Below are 25,692 nucleotides of genomic sequence, written 5' to 3'. Positions count from 1 at the left end.
GAAAGGAGTGATCTTATGAAGATTGAACGAATCAATGAAAACCAGATCCGATGCACACTGACCAGTCTTGACCTCAGTTCCCGTAACTTAAATCTGGGTGAGCTTGCTTATGGAAGTGAGAAGGCTCGCGGCCTGTTTCGTGAAATGATTCAAAAGGCCTCCAATGAAGTTGGCTTTGATGCTGAAGATATCCCCCTGATGGTGGAAGCCATTCCACTGTCCGGTGAAAGCGTGATGCTTGTCATCACCAAGATAGAGGATCCTGAGGAGCTGGACACCCGCTTTTCCAAATTCTCCCCTCTTTCCGAGGATGGGGCAGAAAATCTCTGGGGTGGTCTTGCAAATGAACTGTTAGAGGGGGCAGACGGGCTCATGGAACTATTTAAGCAGAACATGCTGGCAACCAATGCACCGGCTGTTCCAGACGCTTCCGACACTGCCGCACTGCAGACCCCCAAGACTTCCACTGACGGAGATTCTGCAGACGGTGTTTCCGCTATCCAGACCCGTGTTTATCGCTTCAGCAGCCTGGACCAGGTTTCCGATGCCGCAAATGCTGTACAGACTCTGGGCACTGTCCAGAGCAAGCTCTATAAAAAGCCGGGAACCAGCCAGTATTATCTGGTTCTTTCCAGCCAGTCTGCGGATCCGGTCGCTTTCAGCCGTGTCTGCAACCTGCTTGCAGAATATGGTGAAAAAATCAGAATTGATGTCGCAGGCGAAGCCCACTATCAGGAGCACTATGAAGTCATCATTGGAGCAGACGCATTGCAGAAACTTGCGCTGATCTGATTTCGGACCATTCTGTGAAACGCAAAAAGACTGTGAGACAAAACAAATGTCTCACAGTCTTTTTGCGTCAGCTGCCTTTACAAATGCTTCAAAAATCTGCCGGATAGCCGGATCCTGTTCCCACAGATATTCCGGATGCCACTGGACTCCCAGAAAGAAGGGATAATCCGGTTTTTCAACTGCCTCAATCAGATTTCCGGACGCATGACCGCATGCCACCAGTCCCGGAGCAAGTTTACGGCATGCCTGGTGATGCATGCTATTGACATTTAAGGTATTACTGCCCGTAAGCTGTTCCAGAAGTGTTCCAGGCAGCACCTCCACTTTATGGGATGGAATCGCATAATCAAAGGGCTGGACATGGGCAATCGGAAAATCCTGCGGGAACTGGCTTGGAATATCCTGATAAATATCTCCACCCAGAGCCACATTCAAAAGCTGGATACCGCGACAGATACCAAAGACCGGTTTTCCGGTTTGCATCACCAGTTTTAACAGCAGTATTTCCATACGATCACGCCGCAGGCAGACATTTCCACAGTTTGCCTGTGTTTCCTCCCCAAAATAAAAAGGGTGGATATCCGGACCGCCGGTAAACAAAAAGCCATCGAAGGTATCGACAATCTGCTGGAGATCTTCTTCTTCCAGATCAAGAGGCAGGATCATCGGAATGCCTCCGGCCGCGCGGATAGCCTTCAAATAAGCTGGCCGCATATATGGTTCATCACGTTCTATGTTGAAGTATGGAGTAAGGGCAATCAACGGTTTTTTCTTTGTCATGGGAAATCTCCTTTCATAAAAAGAATGTGCCTTGGCACATTCTCGCGGAGCGTTATTGTATGATAGGACGCAATTTCCTCTCATACAAAAAATGCCCCTTCTGTACCGCAAATACAGAAGGGGCATTTGATGGTTTGTGTCTTAATTAACCCTCGCTGATAGCGCCGGTCGGGCAAACACCTGCACAGGTACCGCAGGAGATGCAAGCGTCAGCGTCGATAACGTACTGGCTGTCTCCCTGGGAAATAGCGCTTACCGGGCACTCGCTCTCGCAGGTACCGCAACTAACACAAGAATCAGAAATTACATATGCCATGATAATATCCTCCTTAAATATTCTATAATCATTTCGCTGACATCATTGTATACTATATTTTAAAAATATTCAAGAGGGAAATATTGCACTTTTGAACAAAATAAGGTACAATATCAAGTTAGCTTTGGGTAACTATTTTAAAATAATTCCTAGAAAAAGACTATGAATTGTATATATTCAATAAAATTTCAGCATGTATCCTGTCTCCTGTTTTATGAATATTACTTGCGTATTTTGGTGAAAAGTATTATAGTGTAATGTAGTATATCCAAAAGGAGGAATTTCACATGCAGATCAGTAAAGATATGTTAATCGGTGAGCTGCTTCAGAAGAGCGATCTGATCGCCCCGATTTTAATGCGTGCAGGTATGCATTGCCTGGGTTGCCCGTCTTCTCAGGGAGAGTCTCTGGAAGAGGCATGCATGGTTCATGGTATTGATTGTGATGCGCTGGTAAACGGCATCAATGAGATCCTGGCTGATAAATAAAGAGCGGAAACGCATCGAAAAAGCGTGTGGGAACGGACAATCGTCTCCACACGCTTTTTATTATAACTTCTTCCCACTCCGTCCGAATCTCTTTTTCCGGAAAAACGGCATTCTTGCCGCTGCCGCCTCTGCCTTTCCCTTATTTTCCTTCTGATGGGCCCGCAGCAGCTCATCCAGCGCTTTGAACCGCTCTTCCTCCTTCTCGTCACTGATCCGCATCATGTACTCCAGCTCCTGCACCATACGATCGTTGACCTGACGGCTGATTTCCTCACTCAGAGCTTCATTGTTCTGCCTCATAGCCTGTCCAATGGCATTGCCAATGATGTGGTTCATGAGCTGCTGAAACTGATCCAGCTTGTCCTGATGTGACATTACCGCAGGCTCTTCTTCCATTCTGGCTGCTACCTCTGTCTTTGCTTCCCCATCCATATTGCTCTCCACACTCTCCTCATTCATACTATCTGGCGCTGCCATATCCTGGCCGGTTTCCGCCGCATAACGATACACAGTTTCCGGTTCCAGCTGCGCTGCACCGGTCGATGTCTGTCTCAAGATTTCTGCAGCATTCTGCCTCAGGACCTCATTGAGATCCAATTCCTGCTCTCCAGCCAGCATCCTCTTTAACACCGGTTCAATTGCCTTCAGCTGATACCCTTTTTCCTTTAGCTCATTAATCTTTTGGAACATCTCAATATGCAGCTTTGTATAATACCGTTGATTTTTTCTGTCCCGCGGTATCTCCAGATGCAGCTCGTCCTCCCAGTAACGGAGCACATGATTCTCCACGCCCACCAGCCTGCCGGCCTGGGATATGGAGTAACGTCTCTCAGCCATCCTTTTCTCTCCTTAAGGTCTTTCCATAATTTCATACAGCTTATTTAATACTATGAACCAGTCCTCAGAATTATGCTTAAGGGGGAAAAGAAAAAGAGATGAATCCGAGGACTCATCTCTTGTAATGCTCCAATTCTTCTATTGTTCATTCTCTGCCTGCCGGTAGATCTGGATTGTGGAATACACGTGCTGCTCCAGTGCCTTTTTTAAACCTTCCGTATCGCAAAGTTCCAGCTGGTTTACGATGTTCGTATGCTCCCACTGAACACCTCGTAATGTTTCTTTATTATGACATGTAAAACCAGTGAACATACCTGCATAAACATTCAGGCTTTCATACATGTTCACGATCTGGTCATTCTGGCAGCATTTGATGATTTCCGTATGAAGCCGCCGGTCGTATTCGGACAGATGGCTGAAATTTTCCTTTGTGTAGTCCTGAATACATTTCTCATAAGCCTCGTTGGTTACCTGCAGAAGTTTCCGCACATTACTGATGAACTGCTCATCGCGCCGTACGGTATCTACAGCCGCAGCAGCGCAAAACTGTTCAATCATCAGCCGGGCTTCCCAGTTATTCTTCATATCCTGAAAAGTAAAAGTGCGCACACGCATGCCGCATTTCGGAATGGAAACCACAAGTCCCGTTGACACAAGCTGGTTTAATGCCTGTTTCACCGGCGTCTCACTGGCACCAAATTCTTCGCATAGCCAGCGCACAGTCAGGCGATCACCCTGAGCGTATTCCTGTTTCTGTATTTTCTGCCGTATTTTCTGCGCGATCTCATCGGCTAACAATTCCGTTCGTGTGCGTATCTCTCCCATCTCTCCACTCTCCAGTTGCTTTTCGTATCTTTAATTACTTTATAACATATTTTTCCATTTTCGACCAGTCTAAATCAACGCCCAGACCGTCTCCCTCCGGTACGAAAAAGCTCATCTGGCTGTCTGTCTCAAAGCTGCCCTTCATGATGTCTGTCTTTAACGGGTTCGGATTCTCCTCAGACTCCATCATCTCCGTATTCGGAAGCGCAGCTGCCAGATGTAGGCTTGCCGCAAACAGTACAGCAGAACCAAAGCAGTGCAGGGAAATCGGTTTGCTCATCGCCTGCGCCATAGCGCCGATCTTTCGGCACTCGGTGATGCCGCCAGCCCAGCCGACATCCGGCTGTACAATGCTGATCGCATCTTCCTGCGCCATGTGCTGGAAGTTCTTCACGCCCTGTTGGGTCTCGCAGCCAATGACATGAAGCTGCGGAACTGCAGCATTCAGTTTCTTCATTCCTTCGATATCCTCAAATGGAATCGGCTCCTCCAGCCATGCCACGCCGAGGCGTGCCAGCTCCGGTGCGAATGATAACGCGGTCTGCGCATCCCAGGAGGCATTGGTATCTACCAGAAGTTTTCCGGAACCAACGATCTGTTTTGCAACCTCAATCCGCTTATAATCTTCCTCAACACTGACTGCGCAAGCCTGATTTGCCATATAGGTAAGGGGTGCGTTGGAGCGCTCCAGCGTCCGGCCAATCTTGATCTTCATGTCACGGTAGCCCTGGTCTTTGTAGTGCTCCAGTTCTTCCTCCAGCTTATGCAGGTCTTTTCCCGGAGCATAGAAACCGCCGCTGGCATAGGACGGTACCCGGTCAAGATGCTGGCCCAGCAGCTTGCATACCGGCATATGGGCTGCTTTTCCAAGCAGGTCCCACAGTGCGATATCGATGCCGCTCATGGCTCCCATAGTCATACTTCTGCGGCCATGAGCAATGGTGCGCCAGTACATGGTATTCCAGTGCTTTTCAATCTCTGTCGGATCCTGGCCGATCAGCATCGGTCCCAGCTGCTCTTCCACCAGATATTTCATAATCTTAAGCGGAGCGCCATAGGTAAATGCCTCACCGATTCCGTACAGTCCAGCATCGGTTTCGATTTTTACCAGAAGTGCCTGTCTGGCAGTCGAGGTAGACAACGCATCGCTGATGGGCGAACAGGTACAGCGCAACATAATTCCCCGAATTGCTGTAATCTTCATATCATCGTTTCCTCATCTTTCTTCTTATAATTAAACGCTCATTCCCAGCATAGTCGGGAACCACAGGCTCAGCTGTGGGATAAAAGTTACCAGAAGCAGTGCAGCAAGCAGCGCGCCCAGCCACGGAATCAGTGCCCTGGAGAAGCGGCCAATGGAAATGTGGCCTATCTTACTGATTACAAACAGAACCAGACCAAACGGCGGTGTCAGCAGACCAATCATTAAATTCAGAACCATAATGATACCGAACTGAGTCAAGTTGATATTATAGGCTGTCAGCAGCGGAAGGATCAACGGCACTACGATGGTGATTGCAGATGCAGTCTCCAGAAAGCAGCCTACGATCAGCAGAAATACATTGATAATCAGGAGCAGCGTTACCTTGCTGGATACCACACTGGTCATGGAAGTCAGGATCATCTGTGGGATTTTGGCACGGGTAGCTACATAACCGAAGAAGGTTGCGCCTGCAATGATCAGAGCGATGGTCAGGGAATCTCTTACGGTCTCCTTTAAAATAGCGATAAATTTCTTTAAGCTCAACTCACGGTATACAACCACATCCAGAAATAGGCTGTATAATACGACGATTGCAGCACTCTCAGTAGGAGTGAATACACCGCCGTAAATACCAACCAGAAGGATGATCGGCGCCATAAGCGGTAAAAACCCCTCTTTTAATGCATGACCAAACTCATGGAAGGTCGGGAATTTGGTTCTCGGATAATGACGCTTGATTGCGTAAATGGTTACGACAACCATCATTAACAGTGCCATAACGATTCCAGGAACAATACCTGCCATAAACAGGGCTCCTACGGACGCGCCGGAAACGGTTGCGTATACAACCAGCGGAATGCTCGGCGGGATGATTGGTCCCATGGTGGAGGAAGCTGCGGTTACACAGCAGGAGAAATCGTTATCAAATCCATTTTCATTCATGGCCTTGATCTCAATGGCTCCAAGACCGCCGGCATCGGATACTGCGGTGCCGGACATACCAGCAAAAATCACGCTGGATAAAATATTTACATGGCCAAGACCGCCAGGCAGCCAGCCTACTACTTTCATACAGAACGCAAACAGCTTTTTGGTAATACCACCGGTGTTCATCAGCTTTGCGGCTAAAAGGAACAGCGGGATTGCAAGCAGTGTGAAGGAGTTTGTTCCAGTGTACAGATACTGTGTCAGAATACTCCATTTCATTCCTGAGGTTGCCATCATCAGCGCACATCCAGTCAACGCCATGCTGATGTATACCGGAACTTTCAGCAGGAACAGCAGCAGCATACAAATAAGAATAACAACAATCATGGTTTTCATATTCCCAGATCCACCTCCGACTCTTCTTTTCTTGCCTGTTCTTTTTCTTCCGCATTGATATCAAAGCACTCATTCTTTCCAAGGGCTGACATAACTGCCTTCACAACTGCAACTACAGCCAGGAACGCAAAAGAAACAAAGAATGCATAATACAGCCAGTTCATCTTAATCCAAGTCATAGAAACCGCAGTTACGCCCTTGTTGCTTCCGATGAAGGTAACCAGGCTGCGCATGCACAGACATGCAAATACTGCAATCAGAAGATTTACCAGGGTATCAACGACTCTACGAATTCCCTTTGGTAAAATGTTGACTACCATATCAACGGAAATATCAGCACCCTCTGTCAGAGCCAGCGGCGCTCCGAGAAAGATCAGCAGGCTGAAAGCCAGTCTGGAAAGCTCCTCTGTAAAGTTCTGACCGATGGTAAACAGTCTGCATACAATCTGAATACACATACATCCCAGAATTACCAGTAACAAACATACACATATCGCTTCTACTATTTTCAAATACCAGCGAGCAATCTGTTTCATTAATTCATGCCTCCTATTTCTTTATATAGAAAGGGCGCTAAACCTTTCCAGCTCAGCGCCCCTGCCATAAGCCTTATTCTGCGTAGCTCATTACCTCATCGTAAGTAGTTACAGTCCACTTGGACTCAAACTGTGTTTTGTAGTAATCGGTCAGAGCATCGCGGAAAGCATCACGGTCTACATCCACCAGGGTCATGCCACCGTCAAGGCAATCTTTCTTGTACTGTTCACGATTCTCCTCTGCCAGCTGATCGGCATATGCCAGATCTTCTTCTGCGCAGCTGCTTAAGATTTCTTTCTGATTGTCGCTCATGGAATCATAGAGATCTTTGTTGATATAAAGTCCTACGAACTCATATACATGATCGGTCTCGGCAATGTTCTTCTGAACCTCATAAAGTTTTAAAGTATCCATCTGCTCGTAACCACCCTCGCAAGCCTCTGCAACCTTGGTCTGCAGTGCAGTGTACAGCTCACTCATTGCTACGGTAGTGGAACTTACGCCCAGTGCGCTCCAGGTATCTACATATACGGTCATGCCCGGGAGACGAAGTTTCAGGCCATTTACATCAGCTGGCTCCTTAACCTCCTTGTTGGATGCCAGTTCACGGATATCTCTCTGATGCCAGCCAAGGGTTACAAAGCCATTTTCCTCGTAGCGCTCTTTTAATTTATCACCGATACCGCTGTTTAACAGGGCTTTCTGATGCTCAGGGTTCTTAAGAAGGAACGGCGCGTCCAGGAAGGTGTACTCTGGTGCGTACAGATCAAGGCCTTCCAGACCGGACATGGTCATATCCAGGTCACCACTCGCTACGGAAGAATAGTTGTCAGATGCGCTTCCCAGAGTTCCGTCTGTGAACAGGCTGATTTCAATGGAACCGCCGGACTTGTCAGCTACATCTTGTACGAACTTGTCCAGTGCGATACCAGCTGGGCCATCTGCTGCATATGCGGTTGCCAGGTCGATCTGGAACTTTTTCTCGTCTTCAGCCGGAGCAGCCGCTTTTGCGTCATCCTTGCTCTCTTCTTTCTGATCAGCCTCTGCAGCCGCTGCTGCTGTGGTTGCCGGTGCCTCCTTGCTTCCGCCGCAGCCTGCCAATCCTGCTACTAAACCCATACAGCATACGCTTGCCATTACCTTTCTTAACTTCATAATTCCTCTCCTTTTAATTTGTAAAATATTGTTCGCGTTTTAAATTAGATCTAATTTGCTATCTGGGTTTATTATATACACTCTTGCATCCGTTGTCCATGTTCATTTTCTTTAAAATACCACCCCACATTTTATGCATTTTTAACAATTTTAGGTCTAATTTTTACATTTCGCAGACATTTTATGCGCTTTATAATTAGACCCGATTATTTAAATTTTCGCAAATATTACTACTCCATCAAAATATTCATCTCTTTTTCCCAATAAAAATGCAGAAAGACAGGCAGAAACACCGAGCTCGCATTTCTGCGCGCTCTGCATTTCTGCCCGTCTTTCGAAATTTTAGATCTAGTTTTACTTTGCCAGGTTCACAAACTTGGTAAATTCCGGCTGCCACAGCAGGTTCACGGTTCCAATCGGACCGTTACGCTGTTTGGCTATGATTACCTCCGCGATATTCGGAGTATCAGTATCTTTGTTGTAGTAATCGTCGCGGTACAGGAACATGACCACATCGGCATCCTGCTCAATTGCTCCGGACTCACGCAGATCCGAAAGCATCGGCCGATGGTCGGTTCGCGTCTCGCAGGCACGGCTTAACTGCGACAGAGCAATAACCGGCGCATTGATTTCTCGTGCCAGTGCTTTTAAGGATCGGGAAATCTCGGAAATTTCCTGCTGACGGCTTTCGCTGCTCTTGCCGCCGCTTCCTGTCATCAGCTGCAGATAGTCAATGATGACCATGCTCAGGCCGTATTCCAGTTTCATCTTCCGGCACTTGGAACGCAATTCAGTAATGGAAATACCCGGTGTGTCATCAATGATCATCTTGGAATTACCGATGACGCCGATACCTTCCACGACCGCATCCCAGTCAGAATCTGTCAGGTTACCGTTACGCAGCTTTTGTGCATCTACATTGGACTCCATGGCCAGCATACGGTTAACTAACTGCTCCTTGGACATCTCCAGGCTAAAGATCATGCATGGAAGTCCCTTTCGGACTGCCACATGATCTACCAGATTTAAGACAAACGCTGTCTTACCCATAGATGGACGCGCCGCAATCAATACCAGATCCGAAGGCTGCATGCCGGATGTCTTGTAATCCAAATCAATAAAGCCAGTCGGGATACCTGTTACCGTTCCCTGGCTCTTGGAAGCCGTCTCAATCTTTTCCAGAACATTCAATGCCACCTGGCGGATCGGCACAAAATCACCGGAATTTCGGTTCTGGAGAAGGTCGAAAATCGTCTTTTCGGTTCCTGCCAGAATCTGTTCCAGCGGCTCCTTACCGGCGTAACAGGTGTTAGCAATCTCCTCATTGACCTTGATGAGCTTTCGCAGCACTGATTTCTCGTACACAATATTCGCATAGGAACGAACATTGGCTGAGGTCGGAACCGTGGTAATAATGTCCCGCACAAACTCCAGACTGCTGACCTCCGGCGGAACATCCTTCTCCTTCAGGCGGTTCTGCAAAGTGATCAGATCTACCGGGGCACCCTCATTAAACAGCTCCACCATACACTCAAACATGACGCCATACTGCTGCTGGTAAAAATCTGCAGCTGTGATGATTTCCGATGCGGCAATGATGGCATCCTTGTCCATCAACATAGAGCCGATTACCGACTGCTCTGCTTCCACACTGTGTGGAAGCACACGCTTCATCAATGCCTCATCCATAAAACCTTACGCCTCCGTTACTTTGACCGTTAATTTTGCAGTCACATCTTTGTGGAGTTTTACCGGAACCTCATGGTTTCCGAAAGTCTTGATCGGCTCCGGAAGAACCAGTTTCTTTTTGTCGATGTCCAGTTTTAGCTGATCTGCTGCCGCTGCTGCAATCTCCTTGCTGGATACAGAACCAAATGCCTTGCCGCCCTCTCCGGCTTTCATCTTCAGGGTTACGGTAAGCTTCTCAATCTTCTCTGCCAGCTCCTTTGCTGCTGCCAGCTGCTCTGCTGCTACCTTTTCAGCGTTTGCCTTCTGGAGCTTTAAGTCGTTTAAATTCTTGGAAGTTGCCTCAACACCCAGCTTTTTCGGCAGGATAAAGTTTCTTGCATATCCGTCATTGACTTTTACAATCTGGCCTTTCTTTCCTAAAGCCTTAACATCCTCTAATAATACAATTTCCATTATGATATATCTCCCTTCTGTAACATCTCATCAATAACCGCTTTCACACGGTCTTTGGCTTCCTCCATACTGATACCGGAAAGCTGTGCTCCGGCAATGGTACGATGTCCGCCGCCGCCTAGCTTCTCCATCATAACCTGTACATTGACTTCATCTATGGAGCGGGCACTTAAATAGATCAGGCCATGATACTCTGTCATGACCACGGAAGCCTTGATACCCTTAATCTCAAGCAGCTCGTTGGCCGCCTGGGCACAGACAATGGTCGGGCTCGGAAGTCCTTCCGACGGACATACCCCGATAGAAAATGCCTCCCTGTAGATCTCCGCAGAGGAGATAGCTGCTGCCCTTGCCTTATAATCCTGCATATCATCCCGGAACAGCTTGCGTACGCGGGTTACATCCGCTCCGTTCCGACGCAAAAATGCTGCAGCCTCAAAGGTACGCACACCTGTCTGATTGGTGAAGTTGTTGGTATCGATCACGATGCCGGCATACATGGCATCTGCCTCTGCTGCCTTGATCTTAATACCGTCTGCGATATACTGCAACACCTCCGCTACCATCTCACAGGCTGAAGACGCATACGGCTCTACATAGGAAAGCACTGCATTGCTGATCACCTCGCTGCTCTGACGGTGATGATCCATCACGACAATGGTCTTCACCAGCTTCAAAAGCTCTGGCGCATCGGTGATACTGGGCCGGTTTACATCCACAACTACCAGCATGGTACTGGCATCCACCAGCTCTGCCGCCTGGGCGCCGGTCAGAAACAGATCCTCCGGATAATCCGGATTGTCCAGGAAGCGATTCATCATCGGCTGGACTGATGTGGTGACTTCGTTAATAATCACATGCGCCTTCTTATTCAGCGCAGTCGCGATACGGTAAATACCGATGGCTGAACCAAATGCATCACTGTCACTTAACTTGTGTCCCATGATCAGGATGCGATCCTTGGTCTCCATAAGTTCCCGCATGGCATGAGCCTTGACACGGGCCTTAACACGGGTAGATTTCTCCTGCTGCTGGGACTTTCCGCCGTAATACTGAATGCGGCTCCCGTCCTTCACAACTGCCTGGTCTCCGCCCCGTCCAAGTGCCATATCAATGGCTACACGGGCAGAATCATAATTCTGCGCATAGCTGTCCCCATTCATGCCGATACCAATACTTAAGGTAACCGCCATCTCATTGCCAATGTTAACCGTCTTAACATCTTCCAGGATAGAAAATCGTTCCTCCTGCATCTGCTCCATATATTTCTGTTTCACAGCGAAGAAATACTTGTCCTTCTCGATGCTTTTTAAGATACCATCTACCGCACCGATATATTTATTGATCTTACGATCGATCAAAGCAGTCAGCAGAGAACGGCGCACCTCTTCCACGCTCTCAAGTGCCTCATCATAGTTATCCAGATAGATGATACCGGCTACCATCTTTTCATCTGTGATCTGCTGACGACACCGCAGAATCTCGGTTTCATCAAACAAATACACAGCCAGAAGCTTCTGGCGGCTGATGACCGCCTGAATTTCCTCCTGTTCCGAGCTGCTCACATAGATTGGCTGAAGCTCCATACGGAACCGACGCTCTCCAAACACGGTATGCACCTTGATCGGATCCTCATCGGTTGCCAGATCATCTTTTGTGACTTCCGGGAACATGGTAAGCAAACTCTTCCAGTTTCCTTTTTCCAGGGCGGTGATCGCCTGAAATTCATCGTTGGCCCAGACAATCCTGCCGTCTTCATCTGCCAGTGCGTAAGGCAGGGCCAGTCCTGTAAGCAGCTGCTTCTGAATCCATGCATATTCCGCAGAAAAGTCTACCAGACCGCCCAGGATTCTTTTTTTGCTGTAAAAAAAGATCCACATGGCAACGCCCAGATAACTGATCGTGAAAGGGATCATGACCAGACCGCCAATGCGGCTGACACACCCGGCCGCGATGTTGGCGCAGACCATAAACACGGAAAGAAGCAGGGGCCAGCTCAAATACCCTTTTAGCTGCCCATGGACTTTTATGTTCTCTTTCATACGTTTTCTCCTTATCAGATCCGAACGGATCTGCCGCTGTCGGCCAGCTTTTAGCTGCCGCCTATCTTTGAATTATACCATAGCTGCCCTATTTCGTCTACTGTTCGCATGTTCTGCAAACAGCAGACAGATTTTACCGATGCTCTGACTTCCCCTTTATCTAAATCCGTTTCTGTGATAAAATAAGAGTCCAGATTCACGATTTACCATGTATACAAAGGAGATCTGCCTTATGATAAAAAAAGAAATTGCTGAGATCAAACGCCAGTTTACCCCGGCCAACTGCTCCATCTCCCGCATCTGCGGCTGCTATGTGGACGGCGAAAAGAATAAAAAAGCAGATTTTAAAGAGGCCTTTTTATCCCTCCCGGAAGAGGATATGTTCAAGTATTTTGAACTGCTCCGAAAAAATTTGTCCGGTACACTGGGGAAAAACCTCATTAACCTGGAATTTCCGCTGGCAGCTGAGGGTGAGGGTGGCCCTCATGAGTTTCTGTTAAAGCTGCGCAACAGCCGCCTGCAGGATGACACACTTTTAGACGCGTTCTATGACCGCATCATTGAGAATTACGATTATGTGGGCAACTATCTGATCCTGCTGATTCACGATGCCTATGATATCCCGGGAAAGACTTCCGACGGCATTGAGATGGAGGATGCCTCTGATGAGGTTTACAGCTACATTCTCTGCTCTATCTGCCCGGTAGATCTGTCCAAGCCGGGCCTGAGCTACAATGAACTGGAGGGCAGCTTCCAGAACCGCATCCGCGACTGGGTAGTCCAGATGCCGCAGCTCGGTTTCCTTTTCCCGGCCTTCAATGACCGCTCCACCGACCTGCACAGCACTCTGTACTATTCCAAGGACAGCGATGACCTGCACGATGCCTTTATTGAGCAGATGCTCGGCTGCCCGCTTCCGCTTCCGGCTGGTTATCAGAAGGAATCCTTCCAGACCATCATCGAAGAAACCCTCGGTGACGCCTGCGACTACGAAACAGTAAAAACCATCCATGAAAATTTAAGCGAACTGATCGAGGAACATAAGGATGAACCGGAACCACTCATCCTGGACAAATATCAGGTCCGCAATCTTCTGGAAAACAGTGGGATTGAGGAAGAACAGCTTGCTGCTTTTGATCAGAGCTTCGATGAAACTGCAGGCGAAAAGGCTTCCATCTACGCAAACAACATTGCAAACACCCGCGCCTTCGAGGTCAAGACCCCGGATGTCATCATCAAGGTTAATCCGGACCGCACTGACTTAATCGAAACCAGAGAAATCGATGGCCGCCAGTGTCTGGTCATTGCCATTGACGGCGGTGTAGAAGTGAACGGAATTGCCGTGACGTCCGGTACGGCCGCCAAAACAAAGGAAGAATAAAACATTCCGTTCAAGCCATAACACAGAATACGCCAAAAGCACTGGCATATGGCCGCGCTTTTGGCGTATTCTGTTACAAATTCTTTTTTTCTGAGCTGCAATGGCTGTAACATTTACTGCAATCGCCGCTGCATGTCATATGTGAAGCTGCCGCATTCTGGCTTTCTGCTGAGTTTGTGTCATGAGATCCGCCGGCTCCTGCGTTCTGTGCATCTTCCCGATCTTTCTTTTTTGAATAAAGGATCAGACCAGCCAGGCAGATCACTCCAACAGCTACTGCCACACATGCTTTTACAAATATTCCCATCAGTACTTCCATACATATGCACTTCCTTTTTGTCTGTTTTATCAGTCGTTTTCATTGTAACACCGGCACATGACAGATTCAACGGTTCCATCCAAATTCCAGGAGAAATGTACGATAAAAAAAGACCTTACACAGTTTCCTGCATAAAGTCTCTTCTGAATTCTTATTCCGTATCTTGTGGATTACTCCATGGTGTACGGCATCAGAGCGATGTGACGTGCTCTCTTAATAGCAACGGTCAGAGCTCTCTGGTGCTTAGCACAGTTACCGGTAATTCTTCTCGGAAGAATTTTACCTCTCTCAGATACATATCTTTTCAGCTTGTTGGTATCCTTGTAATCGATTACGCCGTTCTTATCACCGCAGAATACACAAACTTTTTTTCTTCTACGCATGCCGCCTCTTCTTACCTTAGCGCCATCTGCCTTATCAGTCTTATTGAATGCCATTGGTACTGCCTCCTTCTTCAAATGATTCGTGCCGTCTCAGCTAAATCCGATTTAGTTAAACGGCAGTCCTTCGTCTTCCACACCATCCGGGATGTTCATGAAGCCATCGCCAATTGCGCTGGTCGGAGCCGGTCTGGAGGTCGGCTGATAGCCGTAACCGCCATTATCACCATTTCCGCCTGCAGAGTTTTTACTGTCTGCAAACTCCTGATCATCTACGATGATGTCTGTGGTATAAACACGCTGACCTTCTTTGTTGGTGTAACTGCCAGTCTGGATACGTCCGGACACCAGTACGCGCATCCCCTGGCGGAAATATTTCTCTGCAAACTCGCCTGCTCTGTCAAATGCCACGATGTTAATAAAATCGGCAGTCTGCTCGTTTCCGTCCTGGTTACGGCGTCCTCTGCGGTCCACCGCAAGAGTATATCTTGCAACAGCCATGGAACGCTCTCCCTGGGTGTAACGAACTTCCGGGTCTCTGGTCAATCTTCCCATAAGGATTACTCTATTCATACCATCACTCTTCCTTTTTTAAGCTGGTCGTTATCTATTACTTACTGCTCGTCCTGCTTTACGCAAAGATATCTGACAACCGACTCCATGATGCGGATGTGTGCTTCCACTTCGTTAGAGCAGTCAGAGTTCTCAGACTCGAACTTGATGAAGTAGTAGAAAGCCTCTTTTGCTTTCTGAATCTCGTAAGCAAGTCTCTTCTTGCCCCAATCATCAACGCCTGTTACAGTGCCACCGAAGCGGGTGATATAACCCTGTACCTTCTCCAGTGCTGCAGCTCTCTCTTCATCTTCGAGTTTTGCGCTCAGAACAACTGCTAATTCGTATTTGTTCATTGCTTTACCTCCTTGTGGTCTCTGGCCCTTGACTTCAGTTTCAAGAGCAAGGATTTTAATGTGTCACGGATAAATATTTTAGCAGACTTACCATATAAAAGCAAGCACTTTTTTGCAGATTCCGTAAGTTTTTTTGTGGTTTCCGCAAGTTTTTTCGCGATTTTCCGGGTACGCCTGCACGCTTTGTCTGTTAACGAGTTTCTCTCTCCACCGCTTTGATGAGCCCACGGGCATTCTTCTCTACCATTTTCCGCTCAGTCATGACCTGATGGCCACATCCCATGCATTTTAAGCGAAAATCTGCGCCCACCCGCAGAATCTCCCATTCATGGCTTCCACAGGGATGCGGTTTTTTCAGCTTTACCACATCACCCACTTCAAATTTCCATTTCTGATCCATATATCGCTCCCATTTTTCTTTCGCTGTTTCCTGCAATTCTTTCCATAAATTTCCTACCGGATCATATGTCCCGGATCTTTCCCAAGAATCGTATCGATCGTTGTAAGTTCTTCCTCATCAAAATCCAGATGTTCCAGGGCCGCCACATTATCCTCCAGCTGGCTGACGCGGCTTGCTCCGATCAGGACACTGGCTACCTCATCTCTGCGCAGCACCCAGGCAAGTGCCATCTGTGCAAGACTCTGACCACGCTCTTTCGCAAGCTCATTCAGCTTTGCCACTTTGGCAAGCTGGTCCTCATGCATATACCGTTTTCCTACGGTAGTGCCCTGTCTGGACGCCCGGGAATCTGCCGGAATTCCATGCAGATAGCGGTCTGTCAGCGCGCCCTGCGCCAGCGGACTGTAGGCAATACAGCCGGTTCCGTTTTCTGTCAGAACATCAAACAGCCCCTGTTCCGGCCAACGTTCAAACATATTATATCTCGCCTGATGAATCAGACACGGCGTTCCATTTGCTTTTAAAATCTGAATGGCCCGTTCCGCTTCCTCTGCCTGATAATTGGAAATTCCTACATACAATGCCTTACCCTGCCGCACCATATCTGACAATGCGCCCATGGTCTCTTCCAACGGAGTTTCCGGATCCGGACGATGGTGATAGAAAATGTCCACATAATCCAGCTTCATGCGTTTTAAGCTGGCATCCAGACTGGACATCAGATATTTTCTGGATCCCCAGTTACCATATGGGCCCGGCCAGAAATCATATCCGGCCTTGGTCGAAACCAGAAGCTGCTCCCGGTACTGCTTTAAATCTTCTGCAAAAATTTTTCCAAAATTTTCTTCTGCCATTCCAATATTTGGTGCGCCATAGTTGTTTGCCAGATCGAAATGGGTAATTCCCAGATCAAAGGCCCGGAAAATAATCTCCTTCTGTTCAGGGAGCGGCTTTTCTGCTCCAAAATTCTGCCACATGCCAAGCGACACTCGCGGAAGCAGAATCCCACTGTTTCCGCAGCGCTTATAGCTCATCTTGTCATAACGTGATTCCTCTGCCTGATACATCGATTTGTCCTCCCCGTTTTCTATGAATCCAAAAAGCGCCGGAACACTTCACCAATCCGTTCATTAATCACCAGATCTGCCCGGCCATCCATTGGCGTAGCGGTCTTATTGATGAGCACCAGTTTTTTCCCCTTATAATAATCAATGAGTCCTGCTGCCGGGTACACGGTCAGGGACGTTCCGCCGATGATCAGAACATCTGCCTCCTGTATGTAGTGAACCGCCCTCTGCAGCGTGGTCTGATCCAGGCCTTCCTCATAAAGAACTACATCCGGCTTGATGATACCGCCGCACTCACAGCGCGGCACGCCCTCCATCCCCAAAATTGCGGAAAGATCAAAGAATTTTCCACAGCGGGTGCAGTAATTTCTGTGGACAGAACCATGCAGTTCCAGCACCTCCCGGCTTCCCGCTGCCTGATGTAATCCATCAATGTTCTGGGTAATAACCGCACGTACCTTTCCCTGCTGCTCCAGCTTCGCTAAGGCCAGATGTGCCGCATTGGGTTTCGCTTCCGGAAACAGCATCTTATTTTTATAAAACCGGTAAAACTCTTCCGGATTTCTCCGGTAAAAGCTATGGCTGATGATGGTTTCCGGCGGATAATCATACTGTTGATTGTAAAGACCGTCTACACTGCGAAAATCCGGAATTCCACTTTCTGTGGAAACTCCCGCACCACCGAAAAATACTACATTATCACTCTCACGGATCCACTGTTCCAGCAGATCCACACGCTCTTTCATGATCTGATCCATCACTTCCGCTCCTTCCCGCTGCCGCATTATTTTTTGCCACGTCTGCATACACCGTTGCCAGACAGCATTTTTTCGTGCAGCTGGTTTATCATACGTTACACAATCTCATCCAAAAAGATCTGCTTCAGTACATCAATCTGCTCCGCTCCTGCATACCGTTTTACCGCCTCCGGAACCCGGTAACCAAACAACCACTGTGCCAGTTCCCCGATGTGCAGATGCAGCACACGGTCATTCTCCCAGTCTGTCTGAGCCAGGGTTTCCTCCATGTTTTCTATCCGGCTGGTCAGTCTTTCCAGTTGAGAGCCTGCATGATCTAATGTCCAGATAAATTTACCGGTATTCTTAAAAATCAGCGGGTCATCTAATTCCAGACAAATTTTCATCTGTTCCGGCTGAGCCTCTTCCCGCAGCCTGATTACCGGCACAAATGTCTCCGGCGTTATGATCCGGGCCATAATAGCTGGTTTTTTCATTTCAAGTTCTGTGTATCCGTTTTCTGCATACAGGAGACGCTGTTCTTTTTTCTCTCGTCCCCAGACACCCTGTATTCCAACAAGGAGATCCTGATCGTAAAGAAAATCCAGACTTCCCATTTCACTCTTCACTTCCTGAAGCAGACTGTTCACATAAGCTTCATCCCGCCTCGCAAACAGCTCGTAACGCTGCTCCATCCAGTGCTGCATCCAGTCTGCCGCAAGCCTTAACGCCTCAGTTCCTTCTATCACAGCACGTTTCAGTTTCACCTGCTCTTTCAGTTTCCAGACTGGCTGGTCATAAACAAAGGCAAACTGAAATGGTGTGTAAATAGCTTCTGCCGCCGGCATCAGAAAACAGAACGGCAGCTGTCTCTTCCGCATATCTTCCATCATCTGAAGCAGCAGGCTGCGCATATAGCCCCGATGGCGCATATCTGCTCTGGTCGCCACTGCAACAATGTAATCTATATCCCATTCTGCATTCCGAACCTGCAGATGATATGGATTTAAATGAAGCATCGACTGAATCTTATCTGCTTCCTCCCGGACCAGAACCTGATTCTCCTTCATTTTCTCATGGTCATAGTAATCCAGAAAATCTTCAGAATCCTCCGGAAATGCTTCCCGCCACAATTCTTTCGTCAGGCCTTTCTCCCGATTATCCAGATATCTTATCATAGCCGCCTCTCTTTTTTGTAACACACATCGTAACTGTTCAGTACCTTCACAGTCACGAGCAAAAATCCATGAAAATTGCCTGCGGCAATGGGATTTTTGCCTGCCATCCTATGTTTTCTTACGGTCAGCGCAGTAAATGCGCAGACCTACTGAATAGTTACCACACATCCTATTTAAAGTTCTTTTGCTGTACCAGATATTTTCTTGCAAAGCCACAGGGATTATAAGACATCTTGGCATGTCGCAGTCCTTCCTGGCCAAGATCATCTTCCCGGTTTACCAGTGTCACCTCCGGGAATTCCTGTATCAGGAACTGCTGATTAATAAACTGATACAATCCGCGAATTTCCGGATTTGCCTTCTCAATATGAATCACCGCCATATTTTCCGTTGGATTATAGCTTCCGATCGTAAATGCTTCCAGCTTTCCATCAATATAGACACCGGACATCCGGATATCCAGCTCCAGGCACTGCCTTAAGATCTCATGGATTCCTTCCACCTCATAATCCAGATGTTGCTCTACCTCATCGCCCTTGCCCGCTCTCCAGCGGTCCAGAAAACACCACACATCATCCCGGTCTGAACAGCAGAGACGACGAAACTCATAACGGCCCTCATACTCTTTTAAAAATGCATTCAGATGATTCTTCTTTTTGTGAAGCTTCTTTCCCGAAAGCTTACGCATTGCCTCGCCATCGTACAGATAATCCTTCAGATCCACCTGCTCGGTCACTACAAAATCTTCTGATTCTTTCAGATGAAGATACTCCACAGCCTCCTCATCTGCCAAATAGATTTTTAAGGGAATATGAAGCACCTGATTAAAATATTCCACGGTCATATCAAAATATTTTTTCAGGTCCTCCTCTTTGCAAAGCGGCATGGCACTGTGCATTATGCCACCTTCCCTCATCAGCCATAAGAGTGCCTTATTCTCATGAATGGCATACTGTACATGATAATATTTTCGCCAGATGAAGCTGTCCAGTGGTACGCTGTCACAGGTTTTATTAGGGCGCAGACCAAAATAAGGCGCCAGCAACTTCATATCTTCTGCTTCAACTGGTTTAAATTTCAAATCTGTCATTTCAATTCCTTCCATTTAGACAGAGGCTTCTGCCTTTTTCTCGTTTCCGATTCTGTCATACTTTCTTATTATAGCGTGAGCTGCTCCCGGAATCAATATACCGAATTTTTCATGGTTCTGTTTTACTGTCTTCATCATCTTTCCTTATATTTCTCAAATCCGTTCCCGAACATTCTGCACGGTCCAGGCCATTATCCCGGACACATGCAACACAGAACCGCAGTAACGGCACTGCTTTGCACCAAGCTTTTCCACCGGGGCGCCGCAGTTCGGGCAGATCACAGAGGCAGCTGCCCCAGACAGGCCGGGATCATACACATAAAGCAATTCCGCCGTACAAACTGTCTGTTTTTTATGAACCTGCGTCATCTTCTGGGGTTCCTGTTTCCTATACACGCCTCCGCACACATGACCGTTTTCTGCCTGTGGCCAGTACTCTGCTGCCGTCTCGCAAAGGATACTGGCTGTACCTCCATACTTCTGATACCGGCTGATCACCGTTCTGTGAATCCGGACCGCGCCTGCAGCCTCCACATTCTGCGCCTCCAGAAAAAGCTGTACCTTTGCTTCCACTGCTGCCTGCTGTTCTTCCCAGTTAAATTCCGGAAAATCCCGCAGAATCTGTGGAAGATAAATACTGGTCATCCCGCTAAGAGATTTTGGTTGATCCTCCTGCTGCAGCTCCCCAGCCTGTGCACTGCGAACCAATTCCCGCAGCAAACATACTTCCGCTGAATTCAGGAACCGGCGTGTCCTCCGCCGTATCTGTGCAACCAATAGCCCCATGAGCAGAACTGCTGTCGCAATCAGGACCACCTTAAATGAATTTTCATTCATAAACACCGCCCCATTTCTTTTTTATTCTGGAAACTTACGGATCATTTTTTCAGCAGCAAACAAACGCAAACACTTTTTAGAATAAGCAAAAACCCCGGAAGCCTTGATTTTTCTAGGTTTCCGAGGTTTTCAGAGAGAGGCGACAACCAGATTTGAACTGGTGATCAGGGTGTTGCAGACCCACGCCTTACCACTTGGCTATGTCGCCATATTTAATTGCTTATCAGATTTCTCTGATAAATGACCCCAACGAGATTCGAACTCGTGTTACCGCCGTGAAAGGGCGATGTCTTAACCGCTTGACCATGGGGCCTCTCATATATTCTATTTACACATATAAATATGTGAGCTCCCCGAGTAGGACTTGAACCTACGACAGCGCGGTTAACAGCCGCGTGCTCTACCGACTGAGCTATCGAGGAATACGCTGCTCGTTGACAGGCAACACAGGTATTATATGATATGGGTGCTTTTTTGTCAAGCAATTTGTTTCAAAATTTTAAAAATTTTTATTTACTTGAGTAACACGTTCATTTTCACTTCAAAAGACACATTTTTTAATTTACCTGGTATAAAAAGAATATACCTTGGCATACTTCCGCACTGAGGCACGGTTTCCTGCGAAATAAGAAAGCACTAGGTTTCTATCCATTCAGGATGAACTCCGGTGCTTTCTTAGTTTGCCACGATTCTGTTCGTTTATTCATTCTGTTTTTGCTTACAGCAAAATCCTCACTCGTATGAAAATCTACTTTTCAAGACTCTTCCAACGGAAGTTCGGAACCACATCACTCCACTTGCTAATTCCAATCAGTGCTTTGTATTTCTCTGTGGTCTCCAGGGTGGATGCCTTGTTGTCGATATTTTTATATACCAGCCAGGAGGGCTTCTGCATGGTTGCTACGATATCATTGGTCTTGCTGGTATCACAATGCCACAGACCAAACGCCTGGGATGCTGCCATCTCAGAAAGCGCATCAACCTGACGGCTCATGATAAATGCATCGATATACGGATTGCTGTCGGCAATATAATATGCATAAGCAATGGCTGCTGCCTGCAGATCTTCTGTCGTGCCACGCGTTGCACTGGTGGATGTAAAGCCCTGTTCAGAAAGGATCACATGGCGTACTTCACCAGAACGGGTACGGAACTGGGCCTGCTGCAGATAATCTGTCAGAACGCTTAAATTCAGCATATTTACAACCGGTGAAGACGCATCATCCTTGATCAGTCCGGTTTCGCGGTCATTCCAGAATTCCGGTTCCGTTAACGGAATCGAGTACGGATGATATGCTAATCCCCAGTCCATGGAACCGCCCGGGATCATCTGGTTATTAAATGCATCCAGCAGATCTTTGGCATTATATGTCAACGAGCCATCCGCTTCGTGCATCCAGTTATAATCCGTTGAGAAGAAGACACGGCTGCTCTGGCTGGTACTGCGGATTGCTGTGTAGAACACGCGGAATGCCCGCTGATATTCATTGATATAGCTTTCCAGACTCATAGGTCCCATATAGTTCCAAAGCTGATTATTAATCTCATTGCCGATGACCCAGTTGGACACTCTCCCATATGGAGAAGATTTGCTTCCGTAACGGTCTGCCAAAAATGCAGCAATCGCACGCAGGGACTCATATCCTTCCTCCGTCGCAACATGAAAACCATAATAGTTTGCAACGGAAGCCGGCTGCTTTGTAACCCCCGGATAATACAACTGCGGCGTGCTGTCGTTCCAGCCATTTAAGATAACCGCAGTAACAGTCATATCTTTTTCCGACATTCTCTTAATGGTGTCATCGTATACGGCAAGCACATCTTTATTAAAATGGTAAGTTTTCCCATCATACTCATAATCAATTCCGCTGCCCAAAATGTGGTTGAACGGAATATTGACGATCACATGGTTTACGCCAAGGGAAAACGCATCCGAAAGCATAGCCGGTGTCGTCTGGATCAGAAGTCCTTTTTTTGTCTGCGCAGTCTTATACGGATCTGTGTATTTTGCAACACTTTCTGGATTTGCCACATAAGCCTCATTACTGACAATGGTATATTCACTTCCATCATAGACAGCTACAACAAAACTGGAATACAGTCTGTCTTCCTGCGTTCCATGATTCAGCGGAAGCTGAAACGATAATTCATCTCCCTTTGTGATCCATGCAGCGTAATCCGTTCGACCTTTTAAATCCCTCTGATACGGTTTCATTTCAAAAAGATACAGATAATTATCATAGTATGCCGGATCCGACCAGCTTCCTTCCATCTGACCTTTGATGCTTACCTGATTGCCACCTGTCACTTCGCAGCTTGCTATATGGGCAAATTCTGTCGGTGCAGGCTTTGCCGCCTGACTTTCTGCCTGAGTTTCCACCGTAGCTGCATCCGCAGTCTCTGCCATTGCTGTTACGCTGCCGGCCCCGGCAAATACAGCCGCCATACAGCATAACGAGATACAATACTTCCATATTATTTTCAAATCTTCTGCCTCCAATCTCTGTCAATCCATGTCATAAACAGCAAAATATTTCGACTTGCCATTTTCACTCCATTATCATAGCACGGAATCCATTTGGTTCAAGTAGGTTTTCCCTTACATTGATTTAAGATTTTCTTGCAGAATTCTATGGAAGAAAGTAATGATTTATGATTCTACGGCAACTGCACAATGCATTTTCTCCACATCAAAACCGATAAAATGACTGCAATATAGTCCGTCAGTGCCTGCCCATAAATGACGCCGGTTAAACCACCAAGCGCATTTAGCAGAAATAAAAGCGGGATCAGAAGTACCCCCTGACGAAGCACCGATAAAATAGTCGCCCAAAACGCTTTTCCTACAGACTGCATACAGTTCATATTCATGAACAGGATTCCGATGACAGGCCCAGAAAGCATGTATGCAATCAGCATTCTGACACCATACATGATGACTTCCTCATCCTGGATAAACAAGCCGATGATCTGTCTGCGGAATACAAAGAACAGAAGTGTCGCCAGAATTCCAATCACGATACAGCATTTTTTTGTGTATGCCGCAATGTCCTGAAAACGTTTTTTATCGCCGGATCCAAAATTATAACCAAGCAGGGGCTGCACTCCGTTTGCAAGTCCCATCTGCAGAAATGTGATAAACATATTTGCCTTGAATACGATTCCGATTGCCGCTACCGGTGCATTTCCATATGCGACTAAAATCTGATTTAATACAATTGTGGAAACGCTCATTAAAGTTGAAAAAATAGCTGTTGGGAGACCGCAGGAACAAATGCCGCTGAAAATACCGTACCGACATGTGAAATTACGGATCCCAATAGAAAAATTATTACTTTTTTTCACGAAATACCAGAGATAATACAGGCTCGCCAGTATGTTTCCCAAAGTAGTAGCAACTGCTGCACCAGCTGCACCGAGATGAAATCCACTGATCAGAACCGGATCCAGAACAATATTGGCAATGGTACCGATCATGCTGCCGATCATCGCCTCTTTGCTGGCCCCCTCAGAACGCACTACAAAGCTGGCTGCTGCAGACCAGATGATAAACGGTGCTCCATAAGAAATATGAAAAACATATCCGCGTGCCAGCGCATAAGTTTCTTCATTGGCACCAAAAATACTCAGGATTGGCTGCATAAATCCCACTAACACAAGTGCGAAGAGAATCCCAACGGCCAATGACGCATACGTGATAAACGCAGAAACCTGTTTCATACGCTTCTGATTCTGCTCTCCAAGTGCCATAGATGCCACAGCACTGCCGCCCATGCCAAACATATTTGCAAACGCCATAAATAAAATAAAGATGGGATTCGTAAGACTGACTGCAGCAACCTGAAGCGGATCTCCCGTCTGTCCAACGAAAAAGGTATCCGCCATATTATAAACAACCGTAACCAGGCTGCTGATCACACTTGGGATCGCCATTGTCGCAACTGCCTTAGAAACCTTCATCCGGGCCATTAATTCATTTTTCGCATTCTCATTTGCATTCATTTTTCCTTCGTCCTTTCTGCCTCCAGATTTTGAAGCATTTTTCCTGCAATACGCAGAAATTCCTGCTTTTCCTGTTCCGTGATTCCCTGTAATAACAAATGCTCCGTCTCCTCGACCTCCTGCCGAATCCGGTCTTTCATGCTTCTCGCTTTTTCGGTAAATACGATTTTTTTATATCGTCCGTCCCATTCATCCGATATCCGCTGGATCAATTTTTTCTGCTCCAATGCATTCAGCATTTCCGTTACCGTAGATGGTCGCAGACCAAATTCCCGCTCCAGATCTTTTTGATATACGGAATGCGCCTCTGACTCAACCAGAACATAGTTCAGGATTTTCCCCTGCGCACTTCCGATGCCCAGCTGCGTATGTACTTCCTGCGAGCGGTTCCGAAGCCGGTTCGAAATACAGTTGATCATTTTTCCTGTTTCCATAAATCCATGTCACACCTTTCTGCCTTTGTTTCTGACTCCGCCTTTGCAGACTTTTGTTTGTCCGTAGTTTCTTTTCATCGATACGTTATTGCTTCACCAATTGTTGCGTTTCCGCTTCTGATAGTTGTAATAGCCTTCGTAATAGTTCGGCTCCTAAGTATCTTAAGAGAAGAAATAATAAAAGTCAACGATACTTCAAATATTGAAACTTTCCTTCGTTTTTTCGCATAAACTGCTTTCTTTTTCGCCGACTGCCTAAGAAACAAAACTGAGGAATTTTCGCCGATTGTTCTTCATAACAAAAAAAGACTGGAATCTCTTCCAGCCTCTCATCTATGTACCCTCAAAACCACATATTGAATTTCATCCGTTTTTCTTACCTAAACCGTCTTGGTTAAGCCCTCGACCTATTAGTGACAGTCAGCTGCACATGTTACCATGCTTCCACCTCTGCCCTATCTACCTCGTCGTCTTCAAGGGGTCTTACTACTTGCGTATGGGATATCTCATCTTGAGGG

General features: G+C 47.1%; 27 protein-coding genes, 3 tRNA genes and 1 rRNA gene. 3 read left to right on the top strand and 28 right to left on the bottom strand.

The genetic code is table 11. The features are described from left to right. Positions 1-15 precede the first annotated feature (15 nt). Positions 16-792 carry an adaptor protein MecA gene (locus ACMP1L_RS04530; protein ID WP_177304666.1) on the top strand — a complete coding sequence of 259 codons (777 nt, stop codon included), beginning with the start codon at positions 16-18 and terminating at the stop codon, positions 790-792. Between the two features lie 51 nt (positions 793-843). Here the strand turns inward: ACMP1L_RS04530 and ACMP1L_RS04525 are convergent, their stop codons facing one another. Then, positions 844-1,572 (bottom strand): gamma-glutamyl-gamma-aminobutyrate hydrolase family protein, encoded by a 729-nt coding sequence (locus ACMP1L_RS04525; protein ID WP_418452133.1) that lies wholly within the window; start codon positions 1,570-1,572, stop codon positions 844-846. Between the two features lie 145 nt (positions 1,573-1,717). Next, positions 1,718-1,888 carry a DUF362 domain-containing protein gene (locus ACMP1L_RS04520; RefSeq protein WP_118720865.1) on the bottom strand — a complete coding sequence of 57 codons (171 nt, stop codon included), beginning with the start codon at positions 1,886-1,888 and terminating at the stop codon, positions 1,718-1,720. Positions 1,889-2,175: 287 nt separating this feature from the next. On the opposite strand from ACMP1L_RS04520, the gene ACMP1L_RS04515 reads away from it, so the two are divergent. Then, positions 2,176-2,376 carry a DUF1858 domain-containing protein gene (locus ACMP1L_RS04515; protein WP_118732013.1) on the top strand — a complete coding sequence of 67 codons (201 nt, stop codon included), beginning with the start codon at positions 2,176-2,178 and terminating at the stop codon, positions 2,374-2,376. 60 nt (positions 2,377-2,436) lie between these two features. Here ACMP1L_RS04515 and ACMP1L_RS04510 read toward each other — a convergent pair whose 3' ends face one another. From ACMP1L_RS04510 to ACMP1L_RS04470, 9 genes are all read right to left on the bottom strand, one after another. Further along, positions 2,437-3,213, bottom strand: coding sequence for a helix-turn-helix domain-containing protein (locus ACMP1L_RS04510; RefSeq protein ID WP_418452131.1), 777 nt, complete (start codon positions 3,211-3,213; stop codon positions 2,437-2,439). A 138-nt stretch (positions 3,214-3,351) separates the two neighbouring features. Then, positions 3,352-4,038, bottom strand: a complete 687-nt coding sequence (locus tag ACMP1L_RS04505) for a GntR family transcriptional regulator (RefSeq protein ID WP_118732015.1) — start codon at positions 4,036-4,038, stop codon at positions 3,352-3,354. A gap of 34 nt (positions 4,039-4,072) precedes the next feature. Next, positions 4,073-5,242, bottom strand: coding sequence for a mandelate racemase/muconate lactonizing enzyme family protein (locus tag ACMP1L_RS04500; protein ID WP_118732016.1), 1,170 nt, complete (start codon positions 5,240-5,242; stop codon positions 4,073-4,075). Positions 5,243-5,272: 30 nt separating this feature from the next. After that, complete coding sequence (locus tag ACMP1L_RS04495) at positions 5,273-6,565, bottom strand: TRAP transporter large permease (protein WP_418452130.1); 1,293 nt, start codon at positions 6,563-6,565, stop codon at positions 5,273-5,275. Continuing rightward, positions 6,562-7,101, bottom strand: coding sequence for a TRAP transporter small permease (locus ACMP1L_RS04490; RefSeq protein ID WP_118732018.1), 540 nt, complete (start codon positions 7,099-7,101; stop codon positions 6,562-6,564). Before ACMP1L_RS04490 ends, ACMP1L_RS04495 begins: the two co-directional genes overlap by 4 nt. 73 nt (positions 7,102-7,174) lie before the next feature. Continuing rightward, on the bottom strand, positions 7,175-8,257 hold the full coding sequence (locus ACMP1L_RS04485) for a TRAP transporter substrate-binding protein (protein WP_418452129.1): 1,083 nt from the start codon (positions 8,255-8,257) through the stop codon (positions 7,175-7,177). 354 nt (positions 8,258-8,611) lie between these two features. Continuing rightward, positions 8,612-9,946, bottom strand: a complete 1,335-nt coding sequence (gene dnaB / locus ACMP1L_RS04480) for a replicative DNA helicase (RefSeq protein WP_118732019.1) — start codon at positions 9,944-9,946, stop codon at positions 8,612-8,614. A gap of 6 nt (positions 9,947-9,952) precedes the next feature. Beyond that, a complete protein-coding gene (gene rplI, locus ACMP1L_RS04475; protein ID WP_118732020.1) occupies positions 9,953-10,399 on the bottom strand; it encodes a 50S ribosomal protein L9 in 447 nt (148 codons plus the stop codon). Then, complete coding sequence (locus ACMP1L_RS04470; RefSeq protein WP_418452128.1) at positions 10,399-12,441, bottom strand: DHH family phosphoesterase; 2,043 nt, start codon at positions 12,439-12,441, stop codon at positions 10,399-10,401. The genes rplI and ACMP1L_RS04470 overlap by 1 nt, the downstream gene beginning before the upstream one ends. Before the next feature lie 232 nt (positions 12,442-12,673). Here ACMP1L_RS04470 and ACMP1L_RS04465 point away from each other — a divergent pair, with 232 nt between their 5' ends. Further along, positions 12,674-13,822: a DUF4317 domain-containing protein gene (locus ACMP1L_RS04465; protein ID WP_418452126.1), complete on the top strand. Its 1,149-nt coding sequence runs from the start codon at positions 12,674-12,676 to the stop codon at positions 13,820-13,822. A 73-nt stretch (positions 13,823-13,895) separates the two neighbouring features. Here the strand turns inward: ACMP1L_RS04465 and ACMP1L_RS04460 are convergent, their stop codons facing one another. From ACMP1L_RS04460 to ACMP1L_RS04380, 17 genes are all read right to left on the bottom strand, one after another. Continuing rightward, positions 13,896-14,141, bottom strand: a complete 246-nt coding sequence (locus ACMP1L_RS04460; RefSeq protein WP_118732023.1) for a hypothetical protein — start codon at positions 14,139-14,141, stop codon at positions 13,896-13,898. A 170-nt stretch (positions 14,142-14,311) separates the two neighbouring features. Next, on the bottom strand, positions 14,312-14,578 hold the full coding sequence (gene rpsR, locus ACMP1L_RS04455; protein ID WP_118534146.1) for a 30S ribosomal protein S18: 267 nt from the start codon (positions 14,576-14,578) through the stop codon (positions 14,312-14,314). A gap of 51 nt (positions 14,579-14,629) precedes the next feature. Further along, positions 14,630-15,094 carry a single-stranded DNA-binding protein gene (locus ACMP1L_RS04450; RefSeq protein WP_118534145.1) on the bottom strand — a complete coding sequence of 155 codons (465 nt, stop codon included), beginning with the start codon at positions 15,092-15,094 and terminating at the stop codon, positions 14,630-14,632. A gap of 41 nt (positions 15,095-15,135) precedes the next feature. After that, positions 15,136-15,429 (bottom strand): 30S ribosomal protein S6, encoded by a 294-nt coding sequence (rpsF, locus tag ACMP1L_RS04445; RefSeq protein WP_418452124.1) that lies wholly within the window; start codon positions 15,427-15,429, stop codon positions 15,136-15,138. 190 nt (positions 15,430-15,619) lie between these two features. Further along, positions 15,620-15,829 (bottom strand): DUF951 domain-containing protein, encoded by a 210-nt coding sequence (locus ACMP1L_RS04440; protein ID WP_118732037.1) that lies wholly within the window; start codon positions 15,827-15,829, stop codon positions 15,620-15,622. Positions 15,830-15,882: 53 nt separating this feature from the next. After that, positions 15,883-16,896, bottom strand: coding sequence for an aldo/keto reductase (locus ACMP1L_RS04435; RefSeq protein ID WP_177304663.1), 1,014 nt, complete (start codon positions 16,894-16,896; stop codon positions 15,883-15,885). 20 nt (positions 16,897-16,916) lie between these two features. Beyond that, complete coding sequence (locus ACMP1L_RS04430; RefSeq protein ID WP_177304662.1) at positions 16,917-17,654, bottom strand: NAD-dependent protein deacylase; 738 nt, start codon at positions 17,652-17,654, stop codon at positions 16,917-16,919. A 95-nt stretch (positions 17,655-17,749) separates the two neighbouring features. Beyond that, on the bottom strand, positions 17,750-18,811 hold the full coding sequence (locus ACMP1L_RS04425; RefSeq protein WP_418452122.1) for a GNAT family N-acetyltransferase: 1,062 nt from the start codon (positions 18,809-18,811) through the stop codon (positions 17,750-17,752). Between the two features lie 169 nt (positions 18,812-18,980). Next, a complete protein-coding gene (locus ACMP1L_RS04420) occupies positions 18,981-19,901 on the bottom strand; it encodes a DUF2156 domain-containing protein (protein WP_418452121.1) in 921 nt (306 codons plus the stop codon). A gap of 153 nt (positions 19,902-20,054) precedes the next feature. Further along, positions 20,055-20,738: a zinc ribbon domain-containing protein gene (locus tag ACMP1L_RS04415; RefSeq protein WP_418452120.1), complete on the bottom strand. Its 684-nt coding sequence runs from the start codon at positions 20,736-20,738 to the stop codon at positions 20,055-20,057. Positions 20,739-20,875: 137 nt separating this feature from the next. Beyond that, a tRNA-Cys gene (locus tag ACMP1L_RS04410) sits at positions 20,876-20,946 on the bottom strand. 33 nt (positions 20,947-20,979) lie between these two features. Further along, positions 20,980-21,051, bottom strand: a tRNA-Glu gene (locus ACMP1L_RS04405). Between the two features lie 36 nt (positions 21,052-21,087). Beyond that, positions 21,088-21,160: transfer RNA gene (locus ACMP1L_RS04400), tRNA-Asn, on the bottom strand. A 326-nt stretch (positions 21,161-21,486) separates the two neighbouring features. Continuing rightward, positions 21,487-23,184 (bottom strand): DUF5722 domain-containing protein, encoded by a 1,698-nt coding sequence (locus tag ACMP1L_RS04395; protein WP_475544514.1) that lies wholly within the window; start codon positions 23,182-23,184, stop codon positions 21,487-21,489. 212 nt (positions 23,185-23,396) lie between these two features. Next, entirely contained in the window at positions 23,397-24,740 is a 1,344-nt protein-coding gene (locus ACMP1L_RS04390; RefSeq protein ID WP_418452117.1) for an MATE family efflux transporter, read from the bottom strand. Next, positions 24,737-25,174 (bottom strand): MarR family winged helix-turn-helix transcriptional regulator, encoded by a 438-nt coding sequence (locus tag ACMP1L_RS04385; protein WP_418452116.1) that lies wholly within the window; start codon positions 25,172-25,174, stop codon positions 24,737-24,739. Before ACMP1L_RS04385 ends, ACMP1L_RS04390 begins: the two co-directional genes overlap by 4 nt. A 390-nt stretch (positions 25,175-25,564) precedes the next feature. Beyond that, positions 25,565-25,692, bottom strand: a 23S ribosomal RNA gene (locus ACMP1L_RS04380); the annotation flags it as partial.

Origin of the sequence: Ventrimonas sp. (genome assembly GCF_048380235.1) — a bacterium.
Classification (GTDB): Bacteria; Bacillota; Clostridia; order Lachnospirales; family Lachnospiraceae; genus Brotaphodocola.
The sequence above is the reverse complement of the archived record's forward strand: the minus strand, read 5'-3'. Positions and strand labels throughout refer to the sequence as shown.